General features: G+C 44.0%; 16 protein-coding genes and 1 riboswitch. Of the genes, 10 read left to right on the top strand and 6 right to left on the bottom strand.

The window, feature by feature from the left end:
* The first annotated feature begins 76 nt into the window (after nucleotides 1–76).
* Both OU793_RS13615 and OU793_RS13610 read left to right on the top strand, forming a co-directional pair.
* Nucleotides 77–442, top strand: coding sequence for a VOC family protein (locus OU793_RS13615; RefSeq protein WP_159404096.1), 366 nt, complete (start codon nucleotides 77–79; stop codon nucleotides 440–442).
* A gap of 101 nt (nucleotides 443–543) precedes the next feature.
* Nucleotides 544–927 (top strand): hypothetical protein, encoded by a 384-nt coding sequence (locus tag OU793_RS13610; RefSeq protein ID WP_005464338.1) that lies wholly within the window; start codon nucleotides 544–546, stop codon nucleotides 925–927.
* A gap of 81 nt (nucleotides 928–1,008) precedes the next feature.
* Here OU793_RS13610 and OU793_RS13605 read toward each other — a convergent pair whose 3' ends face one another.
* Nucleotides 1,009–1,743, bottom strand: coding sequence for a hypothetical protein (locus OU793_RS13605; protein WP_005464478.1), 735 nt, complete (start codon nucleotides 1,741–1,743; stop codon nucleotides 1,009–1,011).
* A 31-nt stretch (nucleotides 1,744–1,774) separates the two neighbouring features.
* A complete protein-coding gene (locus OU793_RS13600) occupies nucleotides 1,775–1,933 on the bottom strand; it encodes a hypothetical protein (protein ID WP_005477734.1) in 159 nt (52 codons plus the stop codon).
* Nucleotides 1,934–2,461: 528 nt separating this feature from the next.
* Nucleotides 2,462–2,563, top strand: a riboswitch (glycine riboswitch).
* 117 nt (nucleotides 2,564–2,680) lie between these two features.
* Between OU793_RS13600 and OU793_RS13595 the strand changes: the two genes are divergently transcribed.
* On the top strand, nucleotides 2,681–4,057 hold the full coding sequence (locus OU793_RS13595) for a sodium:alanine symporter family protein (RefSeq protein ID WP_005464704.1): 1,377 nt from the start codon (nucleotides 2,681–2,683) through the stop codon (nucleotides 4,055–4,057).
* A 108-nt stretch (nucleotides 4,058–4,165) separates the two neighbouring features.
* Here OU793_RS13595 and OU793_RS13590 read toward each other — a convergent pair whose 3' ends face one another.
* Together OU793_RS13590 and OU793_RS13585 are read right to left on the bottom strand one after the other, a co-directional pair.
* On the bottom strand, nucleotides 4,166–4,732 hold the full coding sequence (locus OU793_RS13590) for a hypothetical protein (protein WP_005477711.1): 567 nt from the start codon (nucleotides 4,730–4,732) through the stop codon (nucleotides 4,166–4,168).
* A complete protein-coding gene (locus tag OU793_RS13585) occupies nucleotides 4,733–5,368 on the bottom strand; it encodes a LysE family translocator (protein ID WP_005464660.1) in 636 nt (211 codons plus the stop codon).
* 221 nt (nucleotides 5,369–5,589) lie between these two features.
* Between OU793_RS13585 and OU793_RS13580 the strand changes: the two genes are divergently transcribed.
* On the top strand, nucleotides 5,590–7,062 hold the full coding sequence (locus tag OU793_RS13580; protein WP_171970955.1) for a carboxypeptidase M32: 1,473 nt from the start codon (nucleotides 5,590–5,592) through the stop codon (nucleotides 7,060–7,062).
* Between the two features lie 90 nt (nucleotides 7,063–7,152).
* On the opposite strand, the gene OU793_RS13575 is transcribed toward OU793_RS13580, so the two are convergent.
* Complete coding sequence (locus OU793_RS13575; RefSeq protein ID WP_005500398.1) at nucleotides 7,153–8,112, bottom strand: LpxL/LpxP family Kdo(2)-lipid IV(A) lauroyl/palmitoleoyl acyltransferase; 960 nt, start codon at nucleotides 8,110–8,112, stop codon at nucleotides 7,153–7,155.
* 685 nt (nucleotides 8,113–8,797) lie between these two features.
* On the opposite strand from OU793_RS13575, the gene OU793_RS13570 reads away from it, so the two are divergent.
* Complete coding sequence (locus OU793_RS13570; protein ID WP_140103278.1) at nucleotides 8,798–10,225, top strand: APC family permease; 1,428 nt, start codon at nucleotides 8,798–8,800, stop codon at nucleotides 10,223–10,225.
* 112 nt (nucleotides 10,226–10,337) lie between these two features.
* On the opposite strand, the gene OU793_RS13565 is transcribed toward OU793_RS13570, so the two are convergent.
* Complete coding sequence (locus tag OU793_RS13565; RefSeq protein ID WP_005477703.1) at nucleotides 10,338–10,697, bottom strand: hypothetical protein; 360 nt, start codon at nucleotides 10,695–10,697, stop codon at nucleotides 10,338–10,340.
* Between the two features lie 377 nt (nucleotides 10,698–11,074).
* Here OU793_RS13565 and metA point away from each other — a divergent pair, with 377 nt between their 5' ends.
* The 5 genes from metA to OU793_RS13540 all read left to right on the top strand — a co-directional run bounded on the left by metA (nucleotide 11,075) and on the right by OU793_RS13540 (nucleotide 19,640).
* Nucleotides 11,075–12,016: a homoserine O-succinyltransferase gene (gene metA / locus OU793_RS13560; RefSeq protein WP_023623471.1), complete on the top strand. Its 942-nt coding sequence runs from the start codon at nucleotides 11,075–11,077 to the stop codon at nucleotides 12,014–12,016.
* A 149-nt stretch (nucleotides 12,017–12,165) separates the two neighbouring features.
* Nucleotides 12,166–12,891 (top strand): type IV pilus biogenesis/stability protein PilW, encoded by a 726-nt coding sequence (pilW, locus tag OU793_RS13555; RefSeq protein ID WP_025590378.1) that lies wholly within the window; start codon nucleotides 12,166–12,168, stop codon nucleotides 12,889–12,891.
* Between the two features lie 330 nt (nucleotides 12,892–13,221).
* Nucleotides 13,222–14,151 carry a phosphate/phosphite/phosphonate ABC transporter substrate-binding protein gene (locus OU793_RS13550; protein ID WP_140103279.1) on the top strand — a complete coding sequence of 310 codons (930 nt, stop codon included), beginning with the start codon at nucleotides 13,222–13,224 and terminating at the stop codon, nucleotides 14,149–14,151.
* Entirely contained in the window at nucleotides 14,151–16,310 is a 2,160-nt protein-coding gene (locus tag OU793_RS13545) for a GGDEF domain-containing phosphodiesterase (protein ID WP_005464359.1), read from the top strand. The genes OU793_RS13550 and OU793_RS13545 overlap by 1 nt, the downstream gene beginning before the upstream one ends.
* Nucleotides 16,311–16,484: 174 nt before the next feature.
* Nucleotides 16,485–19,640, top strand: a complete 3,156-nt coding sequence (locus OU793_RS13540; protein ID WP_140103280.1) for a response regulator — start codon at nucleotides 16,485–16,487, stop codon at nucleotides 19,638–19,640.
* The last annotated feature ends 1 nt before the right edge of the window (nucleotide 19,641 follow it).

Here is a 19,641-nt window from a genome sequence, read left to right as displayed (position 1 = left end):
TTCACTACTGACAGCACCTGTCATGCTCTTTCGGTAAATTCAGCCTCATCTATTTAACAAAGTTGAGGAATAATCCATGCTGACTATCAATTCATTCGTTCTCTATGTAGAAAACATTCACGTGAGCCAAACATTTTACTCGAGACTGTTTGATTGCGAGGTCACGCTTTTATCTCCTACATTTGCTTCTATGCCACTTTCCCATAGCGTCAAACTTACGCTCAAACAAAGTGACGCGCTCACTCCAATCAGCATGGTGAAAGGTGGAGGAGCCGAGTTATCGCTGTCTGTAGCAGACGGCCATCAACTGGAGCTGGTTTACAACAAGTGGAAAGAGATGGGCGTAGACATTATTCAGCCACCAATGACCTCGGTGTATGGGTTAAATTTTGTAGCGACCGATCCTGATAAGCATCGCATTCGCGTGTTCATTAGTGAATAAAAATGCGTAAAAAATGCTTTTTACCATTCCCAACTAGACTTCAATAAATTAGACTCATGGGACACTTATAAGCTGCGTTGTATATAACTAAAGGAATGCCCATGAGCTCAAGTATGATCCTTAGCGAATCCCTAATTGAAAGTGGACGTGATATCCCACTAAAAGAACTGCTTTATGCAAAGCGCGTGTTAGACAACTACATGGCGGTAGCAAAAGACACGAGCCCGCTTGAGCTATTAACAGAAATGAAAGCTGCAGCTAAACAAGTGGAATACTTCACTACAGATAACAATCCGTGTGAAGCGCGCAATGTCATTAGCAGTATGATTGATGAGATCGACAGTGCAGAAACGTTTGCTGCTTTCAAAACTCTCGCAGGAAAGCCATCTCAAGCTTTGAACGAATTAATTGAAGATCGTGCTCAACTCATTAGGTATGAACGAGAACTTTTGCTTGCATCAGGTTATGATGCCTCTCGTATCTAACGAGTTTTAGCTTGACATAGGTAAAGGAAAAGGAGCTCAGTGAGCTCCTTTTTATATGAACAATCGAGTGTATTGTTGAGCTTATAAACCCATATCCGATGTGATTTCTTTGATCTGTTTGAGATCCATTTTGTAGACTTCAATTAGTTGATCGATTTGGCTAAGTCGAGAATTTGCTTCATCGTGCTTATCGCAAGCATCGGATTTTACATCCCACGACTTCCCTTCTAAGAACACATCACATTCTTTCTTCAGCTTGTCGATTTTCGGCAGTAGCTTCTCGCGCTCTTTCTCTAACGCTTCTAGATCTTGCGAGATTTTGAGTTCTTTCTGGAACACTTCACGAGAGCGTTCAAACATGGTTGCTTGCATATCCGCTTGGCGAGTGAGCTTTTCATTCTCTGTCTTGCTTGAGCTCAACTTGTCATTCTGTTGCTTCACTTGAGATTCCAACGACAAGTTAACCTTCTCGACCTCGGTAAGCTGAGCTTGTAATTTTTTCAGCGCTTTCTGATGTGCGGCGTCCTTTTCTGCGAGCAGTGCATCCACTTTTTCTTGGATTTCTTTGTCTAGCGACTCTTCACGAGTTTTAACTTGAGAAACTAACGCGGTTTTATCTTGAGCAAGCGCTTGATATTTATCTTCTAAAACTTGGTAAGTAGATTCCCATTTATTCGCCGTCAAAACAGAGCCAGCCAAGCCCCCAAATGCCAAGCCTAGTACCGCTGCAATTGCGATATATATGTGTGTGCGTTTGTCACGTTCCTCAATGACAACCACTTCATCTTGTTCTTCAATATTTTTTTGAGAAGTCACCGTATATTACTCCAAGGACTCTTCTATCTTGCTAGCGAATCAGTTCCGCAATCACAATGGATGCGGTATAAATCAGGAATGCGCCAATCAATGTTATGACGGTCGCTTTTTGGACTTTTTCATTGGTTCGATAACGGAATAGCACAAACGCTACAACTATCAATACCGCAATGGCTAACAATCTGGTCATACAGCCTCCTTGTCCAATCGCGTAAAACTGACTAACTCCTGAGACAGTTTCACAAAAGTTTATTGTAACTCATTTCTACGTTACGCAAGGTCAACTTAGCGTAGATTTTCATTCGCGTGTGCTAGATTGGATCAATTTTGTGCTCTTAATTGAATAACTTACCTAAGGCTCACTGGCGATGCATTACCAACAATTATGTTGAGAAATGCGAATATTGCCGATAGAAATAGTATCAGTTCCCTACTCTACTCAACAAACCTCTATCCAGTACGTCATAAAAATACCTTTTGTTCAAAAATGTGTTGAAAATAAATCGTCCAAGGGTGTTGAAATGGTCAAGAAACATGATAGAGTTCACACGTTAATGGTGACCAGCATCATTAACTAACCTTTACTCATTTGATTGAGTAATTGTTCCGATGAAGACTGCAGGAGAGTGGTTATTAACCAAACTTTAACATTTGGTTAGATTAACTCGCCGAAGAATTAACTATTTCAGGTGCTACCTTGGTAGCGGGGACTGTAGTTGGAGGAACCTCTGGAGAGAACCGTTAAATCGGTCGCCGAAGGAGCAAGTCCTGCACATGTGTGCGGGGTGAAACTCTCAGGCAAAAGGACAGAGGAGTGGAAAGTTACAACCTAACTATTTGGCGTTCCCGCCTTCTTTAAATAGCTTAGTTCTATTAGAGATCCTTGATCTCGTCCTTTCCCTCTTCTCCTTATTAGTTGTTTTATTAAGGGGAAATCATGAACGACCTACAATCTTTACTACAAACCATTGATAACTTTGTCTGGGGTCCACCACTGCTTATTTTGCTTGTGGGAACCGGTGTTTACTTCACTTTTAGCCTAGGCTTGATCCAGTTTAAGCACCTACCAACCGCGTTAGCGATGGTATTCAGTAAAGATAAGTCATCTGATAAACAGGGTGACGTTTCTAGCTTCGCAGCACTTTGTACTGCACTTTCTGCAACTATCGGTACTGGTAACATTGTCGGCGTTGCAACCGCAATCAAACTTGGTGGCCCTGGCGCCCTATTCTGGATGTGGCTTGCTGCCCTATTCGGAATGGCGACGAAATACGCTGAGTGTCTGCTTGCTGTTAAATATCGACGCGTTGACGACAATGGCCAAATGATTGGTGGCCCAATGTACTACCTACAATATGGTGTTGGCTCTAAAGCACTAGCCATCATGTTTGCGGTATTCTCACTTGGGGTTGCTTGTTTTGGTATCGGTACGTTCCCGCAAGTAAATGCGATTCTTGATGCAAGTGAAATCTCTCTAGGTGTAAACCGTGAGCTTGCAGCTTTCATCCTGACGCTTTTGGTTGCATTTGTAACTCTAGGTGGCATCAAATCTATCGCAAGTGTCGCAGGTAAAGTGGTTCCAGCAATGGCGCTGTTTTATGTGCTGGCGTGTCTTAGCGTGATCATCATGAACGCAGATCAACTACTAAATGCTGTTGAACTTGTGTTGGTATCTGCTTTCACGTCTACCGCAGCAACGGGCGGTTTCCTAGGTGCTAGCATCATGTTGGCAATCCAATCTGGTATTGCGCGTGGTGTATTCTCCAACGAATCGGGTTTGGGTAGCGCGCCAATGGCCGCAGCAGCAGCGAAAACAGACTCTTGTGTTAAACAAGGTTTGATTTCGATGACAGGTACCTTCTTCGATACCATCATCATTTGTACCATGACAGGTCTAGCCCTGATCCTAACTGGCGCTTGGCAAAGTGACTTGTCAGGTGCCGCGATGACAACGCATGCCTTTGCTGTTGGTCTCAACGCAGAAACATTTGGCCCAATGCTGGTGTCTATCGGTCTGATGTTCTTTGCGTTTACAACGATCCTTGGTTGGAACTACTACGGTGAGCGTTGTGTGGTGTTCCTAATGGGCACAAAAGCGGTTCTGCCTTACAAGATTATCTTCCTTGCTCTAGTGGCTTCAGGTGCGTTCCTGCATCTAGACATGATTTGGATTCTGGCAGATATCGTAAATGGCTTGATGGCGATCCCTAACCTTATTGGTTTGATTGCGCTTCGTCATGTTGTACTAGCAGAAACTAAATTGTTCTTTAACCCTTCAGTTCAATCTGATGATCTTGATGCGGTAAAAGCATAGCTCTACAAAGAACCGTTAAGCCTGCACTTAAACGAGTTAGAAACCTTAAAACACAAAGCCCGCTCATGTTTAGCGGGCTTTATTTTTATCTAGATTCAGATGACAGCGTTAATCACGTAACCACTGATGTTCAACCTTCTCTCCACGCTGTTCAAAAAACTTAGCGTTTTGCTGTTTGAACTGATCAACTTTAATATCCGCGATTGGCCAATGGGCAAAATCTTCCGTAATGAAAGACTCATCAACGCCAAATTCTAGCGAATCTAAATGCTTACCTATGTAACGGTAAAAATAACTCTGTCCGACGCTATCACACACCATTGGCACATGCGCCATTCGCTGGCGATTCACTGATACGGATGCCCAAGTTGTGGCGTTCGGTTTGCAAGTTTTCTCCTGCACAACATCGATTTCAAACTTGTTGTCTAACGTCGTAGATACAAAAACGACGATCGCATCGTCAAGGTAAACTCGTCTTAACAAGAGCTGTTTGGTGTCGTGCGTTCGCGCCTTTTGGATACCATTAGAAAACGGCTCAAAGTGCGCCCAGTGCCACCCCCACTCCATCCCCCGAGGTGAAAACTTGATTTGTGGTAATGTCATCCAAGCAACAGCACTCGCAAACCCCAACAAAAACAGCGTCAGCATTAAAGCAAGTCGGTATAAATTGCGCATTTAAAGTGGTTCTTCAATCAGTAACTTAATTCCTAGCGCAACAAGCACAGCACCTGTTACTCCTTCCATCCATTTCATAAAGCTGGCATTTTTGAGCAAGTTCTTTGCTGAGTTTAAAGCCCCCGCCAAGCCACATTGCCAAACCATTGCGATAACAAAATGGATAGCGGCCATCGTCATAGATTGCAACAATGGTGAGCCTTCCGGATTAACGAATTGCGGTAAAAATGCCAAGTAAAACACTGCCGTTTTTGGGTTTAGTACATTTGAGAGAAAGCCCTCTCTAAACGAACGTTTTCCACTGTATACCTGCTGAATTTGTTCAGCGACAGTAATGCCTCCGTCTGAAGCCATTAGCGCTTTCAAACTGCTGATACCAAGCCAAATGAGGTACGCGGCTCCAATCATTTTAACGATTTGGAATAGCTCAGCGGATTGTGCAAGGATGGCAGAAATGCCCACGGCAGAGAAAAACGCATGTACAAACAAGCCAAAACAAATGCCTAAACTTGTTGTACACCCATCTTTTAAGCCCGAACGACTTGTATTACGAAGAACTAATGCGGTATCCAGCCCCGGCGTCAGCGTTAAAATCGTGATAGCGATAAGAAACGCTTCAAAATTTAGTATGTCCATATTGTTGTGATAATTAATGGGTAATGCGTCATCAATACCGCCAATCAACTCGATTCGCAAGCTTCTTTTTTAAGAGCGCTATACAACCGGATGAATTTGTGGACAATGAGACGTCATTAAATGTTAATTATTAGTAAATTAACTTCAGTTGCTTAGCGCGACTTGATGTGAAGGACCCTTTTCGGGTGTTTAGGGAAAGAACAAAAATAAGAGTAGTCACAATGAATGCATTTACAAAACTCGTCGAACATTCAAAAAAAGTCGCCAACTTTGGCCATTTATTAGAAATTGTAGGCTGGGATCAAGCAGCTGTGATGCCATCAGGCGGTGCTGAAGCACGCTCCAACGCAATGGCTGAACTTGAAGTACACATCCACTCGCTCATGACTCAGCCGCATCTTGAGGATCTATTTGCACAAGCAGAAGAAGAAACCCTCGCCACGCAAGAGCGAGCCATGTTACGTGAAATGAAACGCGAATGGCAGCTTGCAAACCTTCTTCCAGAATCATTAGTTCAAGCAAGTTCTCTTGCCGGTTCGAAGTGTGAGCACGCTTGGCGAACACAGCGTGCTAATAATGACTGGGCCGGTTTTGAGAAGAACTGGGCAGAAGTTGTAAAGCTATCCCAAGAAGAGGCTCAAATTCGTGCAGACGCAAATGGCACAACGCCATACGATGCGATGCTGAATGTTTACGAGCCAGGCACGACGTCGGCTTCTTTAGATACACTGTTTTCTGACGTCAAAACATGGTTGCCTTCTTTAATTGACGAAGCAATTGAAAAGCAAAAATCAAATAACATTCTGCTTCCTAACGGCCATTACCCTGCTGAAAAACAAAAAGCACTGGGCTTGCAAGTGATGAAGCTGCTCCAGTTCGATTTCGAGCATGGTCGACTCGATGAGAGTGTCCACCCGTTCTGTGGCGGCGTTCCTACCGATGTGCGTATCACAACTCGTTACGATGAGAGTGAGTTTATGCAATCATTAATGGGAATCGTGCACGAAACTGGTCACGCTCGTTATGAACAAGGCTTACCTAAGGAATTGGCTGGCACACCAGCGGGTGAAGCGCGCTCGATGGGCATTCATGAGTCACAATCTCTATTCTTCGAGATGCAAATTGGCCGCAACAACGCCTTTATCGATCATCTTGCTCGCTTGGCTTCAAATCATTTCTCTGGCAACGAGTTCGCGAAGGACAATCTAGCGAAGATATACACGCGAGTAGAAAAAGGCTTCATCCGAGTTGATGCAGATGAACTGACCTACCCTGCGCACGTTATCCTTCGCTACGAAATTGAACGAGATCTCATGAACGGTGTGATTAAACACACTGACGTCTCTGAATTGTGGAACGAGAAAATGAAAGCGTATCTGGGTCTATCTACAGAGGGCAACTTCAAAAATGGTTGTATGCAAGACATCCATTGGACAGACGGCTCTTTTGGTTATTTCCCATCGTACACACTAGGAGCCATGTACGCGGCACAGTTTATGGCAGCGATGAAGAAGACTATCGACGTTGATGGTGTAATTCAAAGTGGTGACCTTTCACCTATCTTTACTTGGTTATCAGACAATATCTGGAGCAAAGGCAGCTTGTTAACGACCGATGAGCTCGTAAAACAAGCAACAGGTGAAACGCTTAATGCTCAACACTTCCAAGCCCACTTAAAAAGTCGTTACCTATAACTGCTGAACTTAATATAACGTTAAGACCCACGAGTTAAGACTCTAGAAAGTAAATGCCCAAGGAACTTAGCTCCTTGGGCATTTTTCTTTTTAAATACTGATATCCATTGCAGGGACAAGTCTTGGTTTATACAAGCAGTCTTCCCCTTCTGGTCTGGTTTTAAAACGTCGGTGGAGCCACATGTATTGGCTTGGGCTTGCCATAATAGATGTTTCAACAATTTTATTAACGAAAGCCGCAGCACTATCGGGGTCGTCTTTTGGAAAACCATCCACTGGCGCATCAATCGTCAAGGTATAATGCCCATCTTCGCCTCTGACCATCGTAAATGGGACAATTGCGCAATTTGTATTATCGACTAGCAAGCTAGTGCCTGTTGTTGTACAGGCATTTTTAACCGCGAACAACGGAGCAAACGTCGAACGTCTGTTACCGTAATCATGATCCGGCGCATACCAAACACGCTCGCCAGAGTTGAGCGCTTCAAGCATGGCTTTGACATTTTTACGATCGATCAACGTACGGTTAGAACGAGAACGACCTTTGTATTGGAAATAGTCGAAACACGGATTGTTGTTTGGTCGATAGACACCCGTCCCAGATTTTTGAATGCCAAATGCGCGAGCACCTAATTCCAAGTTCATTGAATGGACGGCCAACATTAAGGCACCTTTACCGGACTTTTCTAACGCTTCTAAATGCTCCATTCCTTTAATCGTAACGTGCTTACTGACTCTTTTATCTGACCAAAACCATGCCATCGCTGTTTCGAAGAGTGCAATACCGGAGTTGTCGATATTATCTTTTAAAATTGCCTCGCGTTGAGATTCGCCCATGTGAGGAAAACAAAGCTCAAGATTGCGCCGTATCGTCACTTGACGCTTTTTCATTATTCGCATGGCTAAACGGCCAATACCGCGTCCTAGCGCTAATTGAATATTAAAAGGAAGAAGGCTCAATGAGTACATCACGCCGATGAGAATTAACGTACCCCAATAACGAGGTAAAAGAAATTTAGCCTTAAATTCAGGCTTTTTGTATTTATTCATGTGTGAAATGTCAGATGCGGGCATCTATAAGCGGGAGAAACAATGATAATAAAAAGCACTTTTATCATTGATAACGCTAATAACATAAATTAAAGCGCGCGGATTCTATGGTTCTTCGACACACTACACAATAAGAACTTTACAAGAATATGTTGGGCGTGCAAAAACACCAAAGACGAGCTCGGACATTAACATCTACTGATGAAATGAATCCACCCGCCTTTCATAAAGTTTGGATAAACATAACCGTGTATTTACAATACCTTGGATTGCGTATTACCCCCAAAGAACGGCGATCAGAAAAATAGCCGCAAACAATCCAGCGATAACTAACATTAAGTATGATAGCTTGCCTGTTCCACCTTTTGGCGCTTGATTACAACATCCCATTTGACTTCTCCTTAACGATTTTCGTTCCCTTTAACTTAACGCTTACCCTTGGGTGAAGGTCAACCTGAGGCAGTTTGTTGTGTGTCTCTTTTACTTTTTTCACGCCAATACACCAACGCAAACGTTTATATTGCTTACAAATAAATCACTGAGTTTTCGGTTCATTTTTGGGTAAATACATACCATTTTTCGCTATATACCCGCCGTTTATAACAACCCTACAATACGCGCGTCTTACTTGTAGCACGCGGGTTTTCCAACCATGAATTCGTGGCTCGTTTATTAAAGGTATCGAATGAGCAATATCGCCAAGTCCGCTGTTAAACTCAGTGTTTTCTCTGTGATCATGATTACGGTTACATCCGTTGATAGCATCAGAAACATACCGGGTGCCGCCTTATTTGGTAGTCATGCCATCTCTTTCTTTTTACTTGCTGGTTTATGCTTTTTCATTCCCACAGCTTTAGTGTGTGCCGAGCTAAGCACGACTTACCCTCAACAGGGTGGTGTCTATCTTTGGGGAAAAGAAACGATTGGACCTAACTTCGGCTTTGCGACCGTTTGGTATCAATATGCGGAAAATATCGTTTATTACCCGCCGCTGATCTCTTTCATTGTCGCTACAGGTGCCTACCCATTTTTCCCTGAACTGGCGCAGAATAATATTTTCATGTTAATCATGATTAACGTGATTTTTTGGGCGCTAACATTGGTAAATATATTCGGCTTACGTTTGTCATCGATGATCACAAACGTGTTTGGCACTCTAGGGCTCATTTTCCCAATTTTGCTGATCATTGGCTTGGGTGGTTACTGGGCATATACCAATCCGGGTGAGTCTCATATCTCCCTTAGTCATGTCTCTGACTGGCTACCCGATTTCTCTCAAGATGGAATTGGGGCAGGTTTCACCGCTGTAGTGCTTTCATTGACTGGTTTAGAAATTACCACCTCATATGCAAGTGAAGTAGAAAATCCACAAAAGGCGTATCCAAAAGCACTCTTGGCTTCTACGGCGCTGATTTTGGTTTCTTTAACAGCTTGCTCACTGTCAATTTCATCGGTGGTATCAAGCGATCACGCCAGCTTAAGCGAAGGTGTGATCTTGGCGTTCAAAACCTTCTTTGATGATTTGAACCTCTCGTTCATGCTGCCTGTGATAGCTTTGGCGATTGTGTTTGGCACGCTAGCAAGCTTGAACAACTGGATTATTGCACCGACAAAGAGCCTGCATGTGGCGGCGAAAGACCAGTTTATGCCAATCGCACTGGCGAAAGAAAATCAAAACCAAGCACCTGTCGCCCTACTCTTATTGCAAGGGGCCATCGTTAGCGTGTTGTCCTTAGTGTTTATTTTGGTTCCAAACGTTAACCAAGGTATGTGGTTGCTGAATATCTTAATGACTCAGTTATACATGGTGATGTACGTGTGTATCTTTATTAGCTTTTTGGTGTCACGACGCAAACACGCAGACATCGAACGACCATTTCGTGTCCCTGGTGGCAAAGTGGGGATGAGCTTAGTGGCAGGTTTAGGATTAATTAGCTGTATGATCACTATCGTGGTGTCGTTCGACGTACCAGCAGGTATCAGCGCAGAAACGGGGGCGTATGCGCTCGTACTGGGGTTCATCGCATTTAGTTTGCCAGCTATCGCGGCGGTGATGTATCGCAATCGAAAAGTTCGCTCTCAAGCTCAACTAATCGAAGCTTTAGCAAGCTAATTTTTCCGAAATACGCAATAGATTAAAGCCGCGGCAGTTACCTGTCGCGGCTTTTTGTTTTTACATATTTTGTCTAAAAATCATGCAAAGCATGCTTGCAATCCCACGCGCTCTAGTGGGTATTTCGTTTGCCTTCTCTTTGGTATTGCTGAGAAATTTCGAAGTAGATATGCATGTCTATTGGCTCAGGTGTGTTCAAAAGCATTTTGCCGACTTCGCGCTGAAAATGGCCGTAGTTCCCAAGCTCATCGGTTAGGCCTAGTTGCTCGTAACATGATTCGCTTGCGAACATGCCATACGCGTAATAATGATGATTCAGATCTTTCTGTTTGTCATAGCCAAGCTCTTGAAGTGCCTGATCAATTTCATCGGGAACGTAAGTGTTTTTATCGCCAAACGAACGCAACAACACGCTTGGAACCTCTTGAGCAATGCTCTGAATTTTCGTTTTTTTCTTAAAAATACCGAACATAATGTCCTCCACTGACGATGTCTCCAAATACCGCACACAACGTGGGTCGAGCGAGCGAATAGTTTTTAGTATGGCTCACGATTTAGAGACTAAGTTACATTCAAGTCACGTTTGTATACTAACTTGATCGCATAATGCGCATCAAATAATAGTCACCTCGTTTCAACCTCGTCTCATCAGAAACCCTGTTTTAATCACAATTGCTGGCTGCTTTGCTGTGCCTTTCCCATACTATCTAATAGGTGTCGCCATCTTCTGCTATCAGCGTTTTGAAATAACCTTGGCTAAAGTCACATTTCGTATCGACATCCATTTTAATTTAAGTTAGCTTTAGAAGTATAGACGTCTAGATTGACTAAGCTTAGGGAGAGAAAGTCGTGCCAATTAGAATTCCAGATCAACTACCTGCTTCAGATGTACTAAGGACAGAGAACATCTTTGTAATGAGCGAAACTCGTGCCGCGAGTCAAGAAATACGTCCTTTGCGAGTACTGATTCTGAATTTGATGCCCAAGAAAATCGAAACAGAAACGCAGTTTCTTCGCCTCCTTTCAAACAGTCCATTGCAAGTAAACGTCGAGCTACTGCGCATAGATAATCGACCAAGCAAAAACACACCAACCGAGCATTTAGATACGTTTTACCGTCAGTTTGAGATGGTAAAAGGGAAGAATTTCGACGGTCTTATCATCACTGGTGCGCCACTTGGTCTAGTGCAATTTGAAGATGTGATCTATTGGGATCATTTAAAAACCATCATGGAATGGGCGAAAGACCATGTTACCTCGACGTTGTATGTGTGTTGGGCAGCGCAAGCTGGCTTAAAGTTATTGTATGACTTGCCGAAAAAAACGCGTAAAGAAAAGCTTTCCGGTGTATATCATCACCAAATTCATAATCCATTCCACCCTATTTTGCGTGGGTTTGATGATACGTTTTTAGCGCCCCATTCGCGTTATGCCGATTTTTCGCCACACTTTTTAGAAGAACATACTGACTTAGATATTCTCGCCACATCCGATGTGGCGGGCGTATATCTGGCAACGACCAAAGACAAGCGAAACGTTTTTGTTACCGGCCATCCAGAGTATGACTCGCACACTCTTCACAATGAGTACATTCGGGATTTGGGTGAAGGGATGGAGCCGGCAATTCCGGTCAATTACTACCCGAACAACAACCCTGACAACTCTCCCATTGCGAGTTGGCGAAGCCACGGACACTTGCTGTTCTTGAACTGGCTCAACTACTGCGTATACCAACAAACGCCTTACGATCTGGATCACTTCAGCGAAGATGCTTTCACTAAAGACGATTAAATCAACAAATTAAGTTTGTGAACCGAGCCGCCATCTGGCGGCTTTTTCATATCAGTTTGCAAACCTGATCGCATAGTGCTTTTTCCTCAATGGGCTTTTGCTACGTAATTCATATCATGCTGTCAGATTCAGGGATGTGGGGAAGAAGAATGAAAACCGTAACGCTCAGTGCACTAATGTTGATGACTCAGTTTGCACTCGTAGGCTGTGTTACCGTAAAAGAAAACGGCGCTCCTATCGTGAAGGCCGATCCTGTTGCTATGGCAGAATCTCGCATCGCTCTTGGGCTTGGTTATCTCGAAGGTGGCAATATGATCCGAGCGCACGACAACTTGCAACAAGCCTTGAGCCACGCCCCACAGTACTATCGCGCACAGCTTTCTATGGCGCACTACTACGAAACCGTTGGTGAAGATGCGAAAGCAGAAGACATGTACAAACGCTCTTTACGCCAACACACCAAAAACGGCAACGTGCTCAATAACTACGGAACATTTCTATGTAAACGAGGTGATTTCCAACAAGCCGACCAAATGTTTAACCGCGCAATTGAACAACCTTATTACTACCTCATCCCTGCAAGCTACGAAAACGCCGCTTTCTGCGCATTGAAATCACAAGATAAAGGCAAAGCAAAATACTACTTTACGCGAGCTATCGATCACGACCCACACCGCCCAAAATCGATTCTCCAACTGGCTAAACTCGAAATAGAAAGTGGCAACTTTACCGATGCAAGAATTCGACTGATGCGATTTAATCAAATGTACGGTGTGAAAAAACCGTCACTGCAACTTATGATCGAGTTAGAACGTGCGGCAGGTAATGAAGCGCTAGAGCAAAAATACGTAAAACAGTTAGAACGTATGTCGTAACTAGCCACACTGATAACCCAAACAGCATAAGTCTTTGCTTAACCTCTCATTTTATTTTCAGGCTCACTTACACCGTTCAAGTTAAGTGAGCCTTGTTTCTCAGAACGCCGACAAATCCCCTGTTTCACTTGTGTTTCAGTCGCTGAAAGAGCGACATTACTCCTGTACTTAACATTCAAAATCGGTACTATTTGAAAGATACGTGACCGAGTCACTTTTTGAGTTCTAACTCAATAATTACTGAATGATTGTGCGCTTCGTTGAAGTGCAATTTGCTTTTATTATGAATCTTGTCGTTCAAGAACACATACCCAAGGATGTTGACGCCGGATGAAACCTGCCTGCACACTCTTACTGCTTGCTTCTTTAAGCTCCCCCTTTCTTGCTAGCGCTCAACCCGTCAATGACCTCGTATTCACCGTAGGTATCGTTTCCGACAAAGCAAAAAGTAAAATCAAAAAGGCGACACCCTTTGCTCAATATGTGTCCGGAAGGCTGAATCACCTCGGTTATACCTCTGGGTCGGTACAAGTCTTCAACAACTATGGACAACTTGCAGTTGCTCTCAAAAATGGCAGCGTTCAAATTGCAACAGCTACACCGTTTAACGCCGTAACCCTAGAACGAGAATCTAACAGCCAAGTGCTCGCCGTAAGGTGGAAAAAGGGACTCGAAAAATACCACTCTGTATTTTTCACCCATCAAGACAGTGGCATTCATTCCTTGGCCGATCTGCGCGGCAAAACGCTCATTTTCGAGAGTCGCAACTCCACCAGCAGCTTTTACTTACCTGCCATTACATTGCTCAACCAAGGCGAAAAATTAGAATACCTTCGCTCTATTGATGCTCACCCAACGAAAGGCCGTATCGGCTATTTGTTTTTGGATGAACATTTGGAACAATCCAACGAAATCAACCTATCCGTTTGGGTGTATAAACAGCGCGTTGCCGCCGGGGCGTTCAGTAATTTCAACTGGAACAACCCAAAAGATTTGCCAGAAAACATGAAGGAAAAACTGACCATTTTCCATAACTCGGTTGAGATCCCGCGTGATTTGGTTTTAGCGTCGCCTACTTTGAGCCAATCGACCCAAAATGAAATTACATCGATTTTATTGAAAATGGATGCCTCACCAGAAGGTTTGCATGCCTTGGATGTATTCCAAAATACCAAGCGCATATCAGCACTCACGCCAGATATGGCAACGTCTCTCGACACGGTTCGAAAGTCTGTTAACTTGCTACCAAAGGCAAACTGATGCTGAACAAACTTTCGCTAGAAACCAAATACATTTTCGCGACCATCTCCGTCGTTGTTTTGGTGGTTGTGGTCAACCTTGTACTTTACATGCATGGCTACGACACATACTCAAACAATCTCGCGCAGCAGATTACGCAAAATTCTCAAGATAAGACGGAATCCTACGTCAAACAAAAAGGATTAGTGTACGCGGAGTTGTTGTCTAAGCAGCTGTTTGATCCGCTTTACAACGATAACATCAGCCAAGTCTATGGACAGATTACGGCAACCTTAAGCCAACCGGACGTATCAAAAATCCATGTTGTAGATAACGATGGACTTGTATTCCACGACGGTACACCTCAGCTTGCCATGTTTGCTCAGCCCCACTACCGCTCAGACTTTATTCTTAAGGCCATTGAACAAGAACGTGTCCAAGTCGCTCTATCTAGAGAACAACTGGAAATTGCCGCGCCTATTCACCAATCAGATGTGACGCTTGGAGCCGTATATTTGGAGCTCAACCTTGCCCATTTATTAGAAGAAAAAGAGCAAAACATTGCACAAGTTGCAGCGATAACGTCTAAAGATAAACACAACATGTTTATTTTGCTGCTGGCAATCAGCATTATTTCTATCTTCATGGGTAGCTTATTCGCGTTCGCTGTAGGTCGCTCGTTGGTGAAACCAATCAAACAGTTGAGTGAACAGTTTTCGGAATTTGATACCCAAGCACTTCCAGTTACCGATATTCAACGCAAAGATGAAATTGGTGAGCTGATTACTGCCTATAACAAGATGTCTAACAAGGTAAACACCTACACAACCCGTGTTGAGTTCATGGCCTATCACGACATTCTGACTTCGCTTTCTAATCGTGAAAAGCTGCTGATTGATCTTCAAGAACAAATCAGCGCCAAGCGAGCGCCAGCGCTTGCCGTCCTATTTGTCGATTTGGATGATTTTAAGCACATCAACGACAACTACGGCCACAATGTTGGGGACAAATTACTGGTGCACCTTTCGGCACTATTGAGAAAGGAACTGCCAATTTATATCGAACCAGATTATCGACCATGGATACTCGCAAGCCGCGTTGGGGCGGATGAGTTTGTCGTCGTATTCCCTTGCAACAACAGCTTAGAAGCGCGCGAGATTGCCAACCAAATTCATAGACAAGTGCTATCGCCATTGAGGCTCGACAGTCACAATATCCGCTTAACCACCAGCCTTGGTGTTGCGGTATATCCAGAGTTTGGCTGTAACGCAGATTCGTTGCTGCAACTTTCATCCCTTGCCGCACAAGAATCAAAACGTCGCGGCAAAGACATTATGTCCGTTTACGATCCCGCATTCGATGCGACGGTGAAACAACGACTCTATATCGAAAGAGAACTGAGTCGCTCCATCCACGACTTATCGCAGTTTGAGCTTTGGTATCAACCTAAATTTGACCTTAAGACCTACCAGTTGGTTGGGGTTGAAGCTTTAGTGCGATGGAATCATCCCGAGAAAGGTTACATTGGCCCTGAACAGTTTATTCCGATTGCAGAACAAAACGACTTGATTCTCGATCTTGGTGAGCATTTGATCGAAACCGCGATCAAGCAAAGAGCGGAATGGGCAGAAGCATTCGACCATGATTTTCATATCGCGTTGAACTTGTCCCCACGACAAATCTACCGTCAGGATCTTAGCCTCATATTTGAGCACTTTTTATCGCAATACAATGTATCCGCCAAAGACATTCACGTAGAAGTGACGGAGTCACTTTTGATGGACGACATCGAAAAAGCCCACTTCGTTTTGCGCAAACTGCAAGCCACTGGTATTGAAGTCTGGTTAGATGATTTTGGTACTGGCTATTCTGCCCTGTCCTATCTTCAACAAGTTAACTTTGATGGGCTTAAAATCGATCGCTCATTTATCGCGCAAACCCAGCAAGACAACAAAGATGACTCTCTGGTACGTGCCATCATTTCAATGGCTCACAACCTCGGAATGAAAGTTGTGGCAGAAGGTATAGAAACCCAAACACAACTGGCGCTGATCGAGCGTCTAAATTGCGATGTGGCACAAGGCTTTTTCTTAGGCAAGCCTGTTCCAGCGGCGCAGCTCCTAGAACTTGAAAATACCTGCCAAGCGATGAAGCACAATGCCTCTTCCATCGTAGGTTAAAAACTGGCATGAAAAGCTCATAACGCTCTGCTTCTTGCTTGGCGTTATGAGAAGCTTTCTGCAAAACACGTCACATTTTTATCCCCTTTTAAACCCGATTGCACTCACAGCGCTAACAACCCAAATAGATAAACTACACTTTTCATATCAACCCTTTGGATATGGAAATGCGCTGTGGTCGGAATTTTTTCGTGGAATAACCTGTCAGTTAAACACAAACTGTTTGGCCTTGTCTTACTGCCAATCATTTTGTTGTTTTTTCTGGCGGGACAACACGTTCATAATCTTTCGACTCAAGCTCAAGATTTACAAAAAGCTCAATTATTCTCTGTTTACATCGACAAAGTCTCTTACCTGTTTAATTTACCCAATAACCCATCCATCCCGAATAAAGCTGACAAAACAGCGCAGCTCATTCAAGAACTAAAAGAAACGACCCCCCGCGTTTTTGGCGACAATTCAGAGGTTTTGCCTCTACTTGCGAGTTTTGAAGAAGCCAGCCTCTCGATGTTCACAGCAATCGATATCGAAGAAAAACTGGATATTGCAGAATGGCGAGCAGATACTTTTGAGCAAATCCTACTTAATCTCGACAAGGTCTATTTTAGTAACGTCAGTTACGAAACCGATCGCCATCTTTCCTCCTTAATGCAATTGGAATGGTTAATGTTTTGGTCGACGGAAGAGCGTCGATTGAGTGAATATCTCATTTATTCAGCCAATAAGCGTCTTCATTACGACGAGGCTGTTCGTGATGAGATTCAGTCTCTGATTCAAAACCAACAGCTGCTTGTAGAGCGCTTCGTCGCGCTCAATGCCAACCAGAACCAAGTCCAATTGCTGATAGAAACCTTTAGCAACAAGGTATTTCAAACTAGCCAAGAATTTCGTGATCAGTTACTTAACCAAGAGGAACTACAAGCGTTATCTCCTCTTAAAACGGGAGCTGGACTTGCTGCGTTGAACACGCGACTGGCGCTACTTCATGACATCGACGATACGATGGAACATGAGCTGCAAACGAAGCTCGCACAAACCATTAAAGCAACCACGCAACAGCGGTTGGTATTCATTGTTATCATGTCGTTGGTGACGATTCTTGTTATCAGTTTAACCATTCGCTTGGTGCGTAAAGTGACCAACAACCTGCATCTTGTTCTTGAGTTTTTAAGCCGCGAAAATTACAGCGAAGACTCACCACTTTCTGAGCTCATCAAAGGCAAAGATGAGTTAAGCAAGTTTGCTCAAGAAGTGGAAAAACTCAGTCATGAGAGAGAACAAGCAAAGCAGAAACTCACCAAAGCCAAAGAAGATGCCGAGCGCGCCAAAGACGACGCGATTGAAGCCAGCAAAGCGAAAAGTAGCTTCCTAGCGAACATGTCGCACGAGATTCGTACTCCGCTCAACGGTGTGATAGGTATTTCTGAAGTGCTGGCAGACACCCCGTTGACGGCTACACAGCGAGATTACGTCGACACAATAGAGACGTCTTCCCAATTGCTGCTCAGCCTGATTAACGACGTGTTGGATTTTTCCAAAATTGAGTCCGGTATGTTGCTGATAAGTCCTCATTCAACCTGCGTGCGAGAATCAATTTATGACATAGCCTCAATCGTGTCCCCAAAAGCAAAAGAGAAAGGCATCGAATTAACCGTCAGCATTAGCCCGAACACGCCTTACCACATCGTCATTGACGATCACCGCTTGCGTCAGGTGATCATGAACTTCATGTCCAATGCCGTTAAATTTACGGAACGAGGCAGTGTAGAGCTTTCGATTACCACGCTTGAAAGTAATGAATCGGAAGCCATCATCGAGTTTTCCGTGCAAGACTCAGGCATCGGCATCGATGAGCAGCAACAGAAACGAATCTTCGCACCATTCGCTCAGGAGGACGATTCCACCACCCGCCAATTTGGAGGAACAGGTTTAGGCCTTGCCATCAGTACGCAACTTGTCGAACTCATGGGCGGAAGCATACAACTTGAATCTGAAAAAGGCCGCGGAAGCCGTTTCTACTTCCAACTCACCGCGCCGATTTCTCAAGCCCATTTTCGTGCTAGACATACCGTGAATAACCAAATCTGGCTCGTCTGTGACGACACTGACCTAGAAACAAAACTACGTAATGAGTTGAGCTTCTATCAAATTCAAGTGCATCAATCTGTTCATGATCTTAGTGCTCTTCCAACATGGATTAACGACAAAGAACGCATCATCATTCTTTATGTTGAAACGACGCCAGATGCCGCAGTGAAGAACACAGATTTGATGCGAAATTTGGAACATCAACATGTGCAAGTTTGCCTAATCAAACATCTACACAGCCAACAGCTTGATTTCGGTCACCGTGTTGCAGCGATCATTACTCAACCTTTGCTAGGACAACGTCTACTCAAAGCGCTTGAAAGCTGTGCTGAACGATTTACTCAATCTATTTCCGTCGTTCAGCCTGCAACCCGACTTGAAAAATTACCCAAAGTGCTCGTTGTAGACGACAATACTGTGAACCAAAAAATTGCAGGGTTGCATGTCACCAAAGCAGGTTTTAGTTTTGATGTCGCTGCTAATGGTGAGGAAGCGGTCGACATGTTCAGAACATCCCAATACTGTCTGATTTTGATGGACTGCATGATGCCGGTGATGGATGGGTTTGAGGCAACAAAACAAATCCGACAAATAGAGCTGAAAGAAAATCGAACGTTCCGCATTCCTATCATCGCGTTAACAGCAAGCGTTGTTGATGACGATATTCAAAAGTGTTTTGACGTCGGCATGGACGACTACGTACCAAAACCGTTTAAAGCGGATTTACTCAAAGAGAAACTTGATAAAGCCGTTGGGTTGCGACTTCCCGTAACTGCATCGACAAAGCTCAACCAGTCAAGCTTGCCCGCTTTTGAAGAACCCGAATTCAAACAACGCGTTGGTGAGACGTTAAGTGCGGTGCCAATGCGACGTGAACGGATTTTATTGGTGGAAGATAACCGAGTGAATCAAAAAGTTGCTTCTTTACTGTTAAGCAAGGCTGGCTATCAGTTTGAAGTCGCGGAAAATGGCCAGATCGCAGTGGAGATGTTCCAGCGCGATGGTGGCTTCGACATCATTTTAATGGACTGCATGATGCCGGTGATGGATGGGTTCGAAGCAACGAAACAGATCCGCGCTTATGAAGCAAACTTAGGACTCGAAAAAACGCCGATCATCGCGCTAACAGCCAGTGTGGTCGACGACGATATTCAACGCTGTTTTGACTCCGGGATGGACGCTTATGTGCCTAAACCAGTGAGAAAGGAGAAACTGTTGCATCAAATCGAAAACGTAATGTAGG

This window comes from Vibrio sp. VP6, from assembly GCF_028823755.1.
Taxonomy (GTDB): domain Bacteria; phylum Pseudomonadota; class Gammaproteobacteria; order Enterobacterales; family Vibrionaceae; genus Vibrio; species Vibrio parahaemolyticus.
The sequence above is the reverse complement of the archived record's forward strand: the minus strand, read 5'-3'. Positions and strand labels throughout refer to the sequence as shown.

What these genes read in the sequence shown, in the direction of transcription:
- pilW (WP_025590378.1), top strand. Translation starts at nt 12,166, where the DNA reads ATGAAAACCGTAACGCTCAGTGCACTAATGTTGATGACTCAGTTTGCA.
- OU793_RS13595 (WP_005464704.1), top strand. Translation starts at nt 2,681, where the DNA reads ATGAACGACCTACAATCTTTACTACAAACCATTGATAACTTTGTCTGG.
- OU793_RS13575 (WP_005500398.1), bottom strand. Translation starts at nt 8,112, where the DNA reads ATGAATAAATACAAAAAGCCTGAATTTAAGGCTAAATTTCTTTTACCT.
- OU793_RS13590 (WP_005477711.1), bottom strand. Translation starts at nt 4,732, where the DNA reads ATGCGCAATTTATACCGACTTGCTTTAATGCTGACGCTGTTTTTGTTG.
- OU793_RS13585 (WP_005464660.1), bottom strand. Translation starts at nt 5,368, where the DNA reads ATGGACATACTAAATTTTGAAGCGTTTCTTATCGCTATCACGATTTTA.
- OU793_RS13545 (WP_005464359.1), top strand. Translation starts at nt 14,151, where the DNA reads ATGCTGAACAAACTTTCGCTAGAAACCAAATACATTTTCGCGACCATC.
- OU793_RS13610 (WP_005464338.1), top strand. Translation starts at nt 544, where the DNA reads ATGAGCTCAAGTATGATCCTTAGCGAATCCCTAATTGAAAGTGGACGT.
- OU793_RS13580 (WP_171970955.1), top strand. Translation starts at nt 5,590, where the DNA reads ATGAATGCATTTACAAAACTCGTCGAACATTCAAAAAAAGTCGCCAAC.
- OU793_RS13570 (WP_140103278.1), top strand. Translation starts at nt 8,798, where the DNA reads ATGAGCAATATCGCCAAGTCCGCTGTTAAACTCAGTGTTTTCTCTGTG.
- OU793_RS13615 (WP_159404096.1), top strand. Translation starts at nt 77, where the DNA reads ATGCTGACTATCAATTCATTCGTTCTCTATGTAGAAAACATTCACGTG.
- OU793_RS13565 (WP_005477703.1), bottom strand. Translation starts at nt 10,697, where the DNA reads ATGTTCGGTATTTTTAAGAAAAAAACGAAAATTCAGAGCATTGCTCAA.
- OU793_RS13550 (WP_140103279.1), top strand. Translation starts at nt 13,222, where the DNA reads ATGAAACCTGCCTGCACACTCTTACTGCTTGCTTCTTTAAGCTCCCCC.
- OU793_RS13600 (WP_005477734.1), bottom strand. Translation starts at nt 1,933, where the DNA reads ATGACCAGATTGTTAGCCATTGCGGTATTGATAGTTGTAGCGTTTGTG.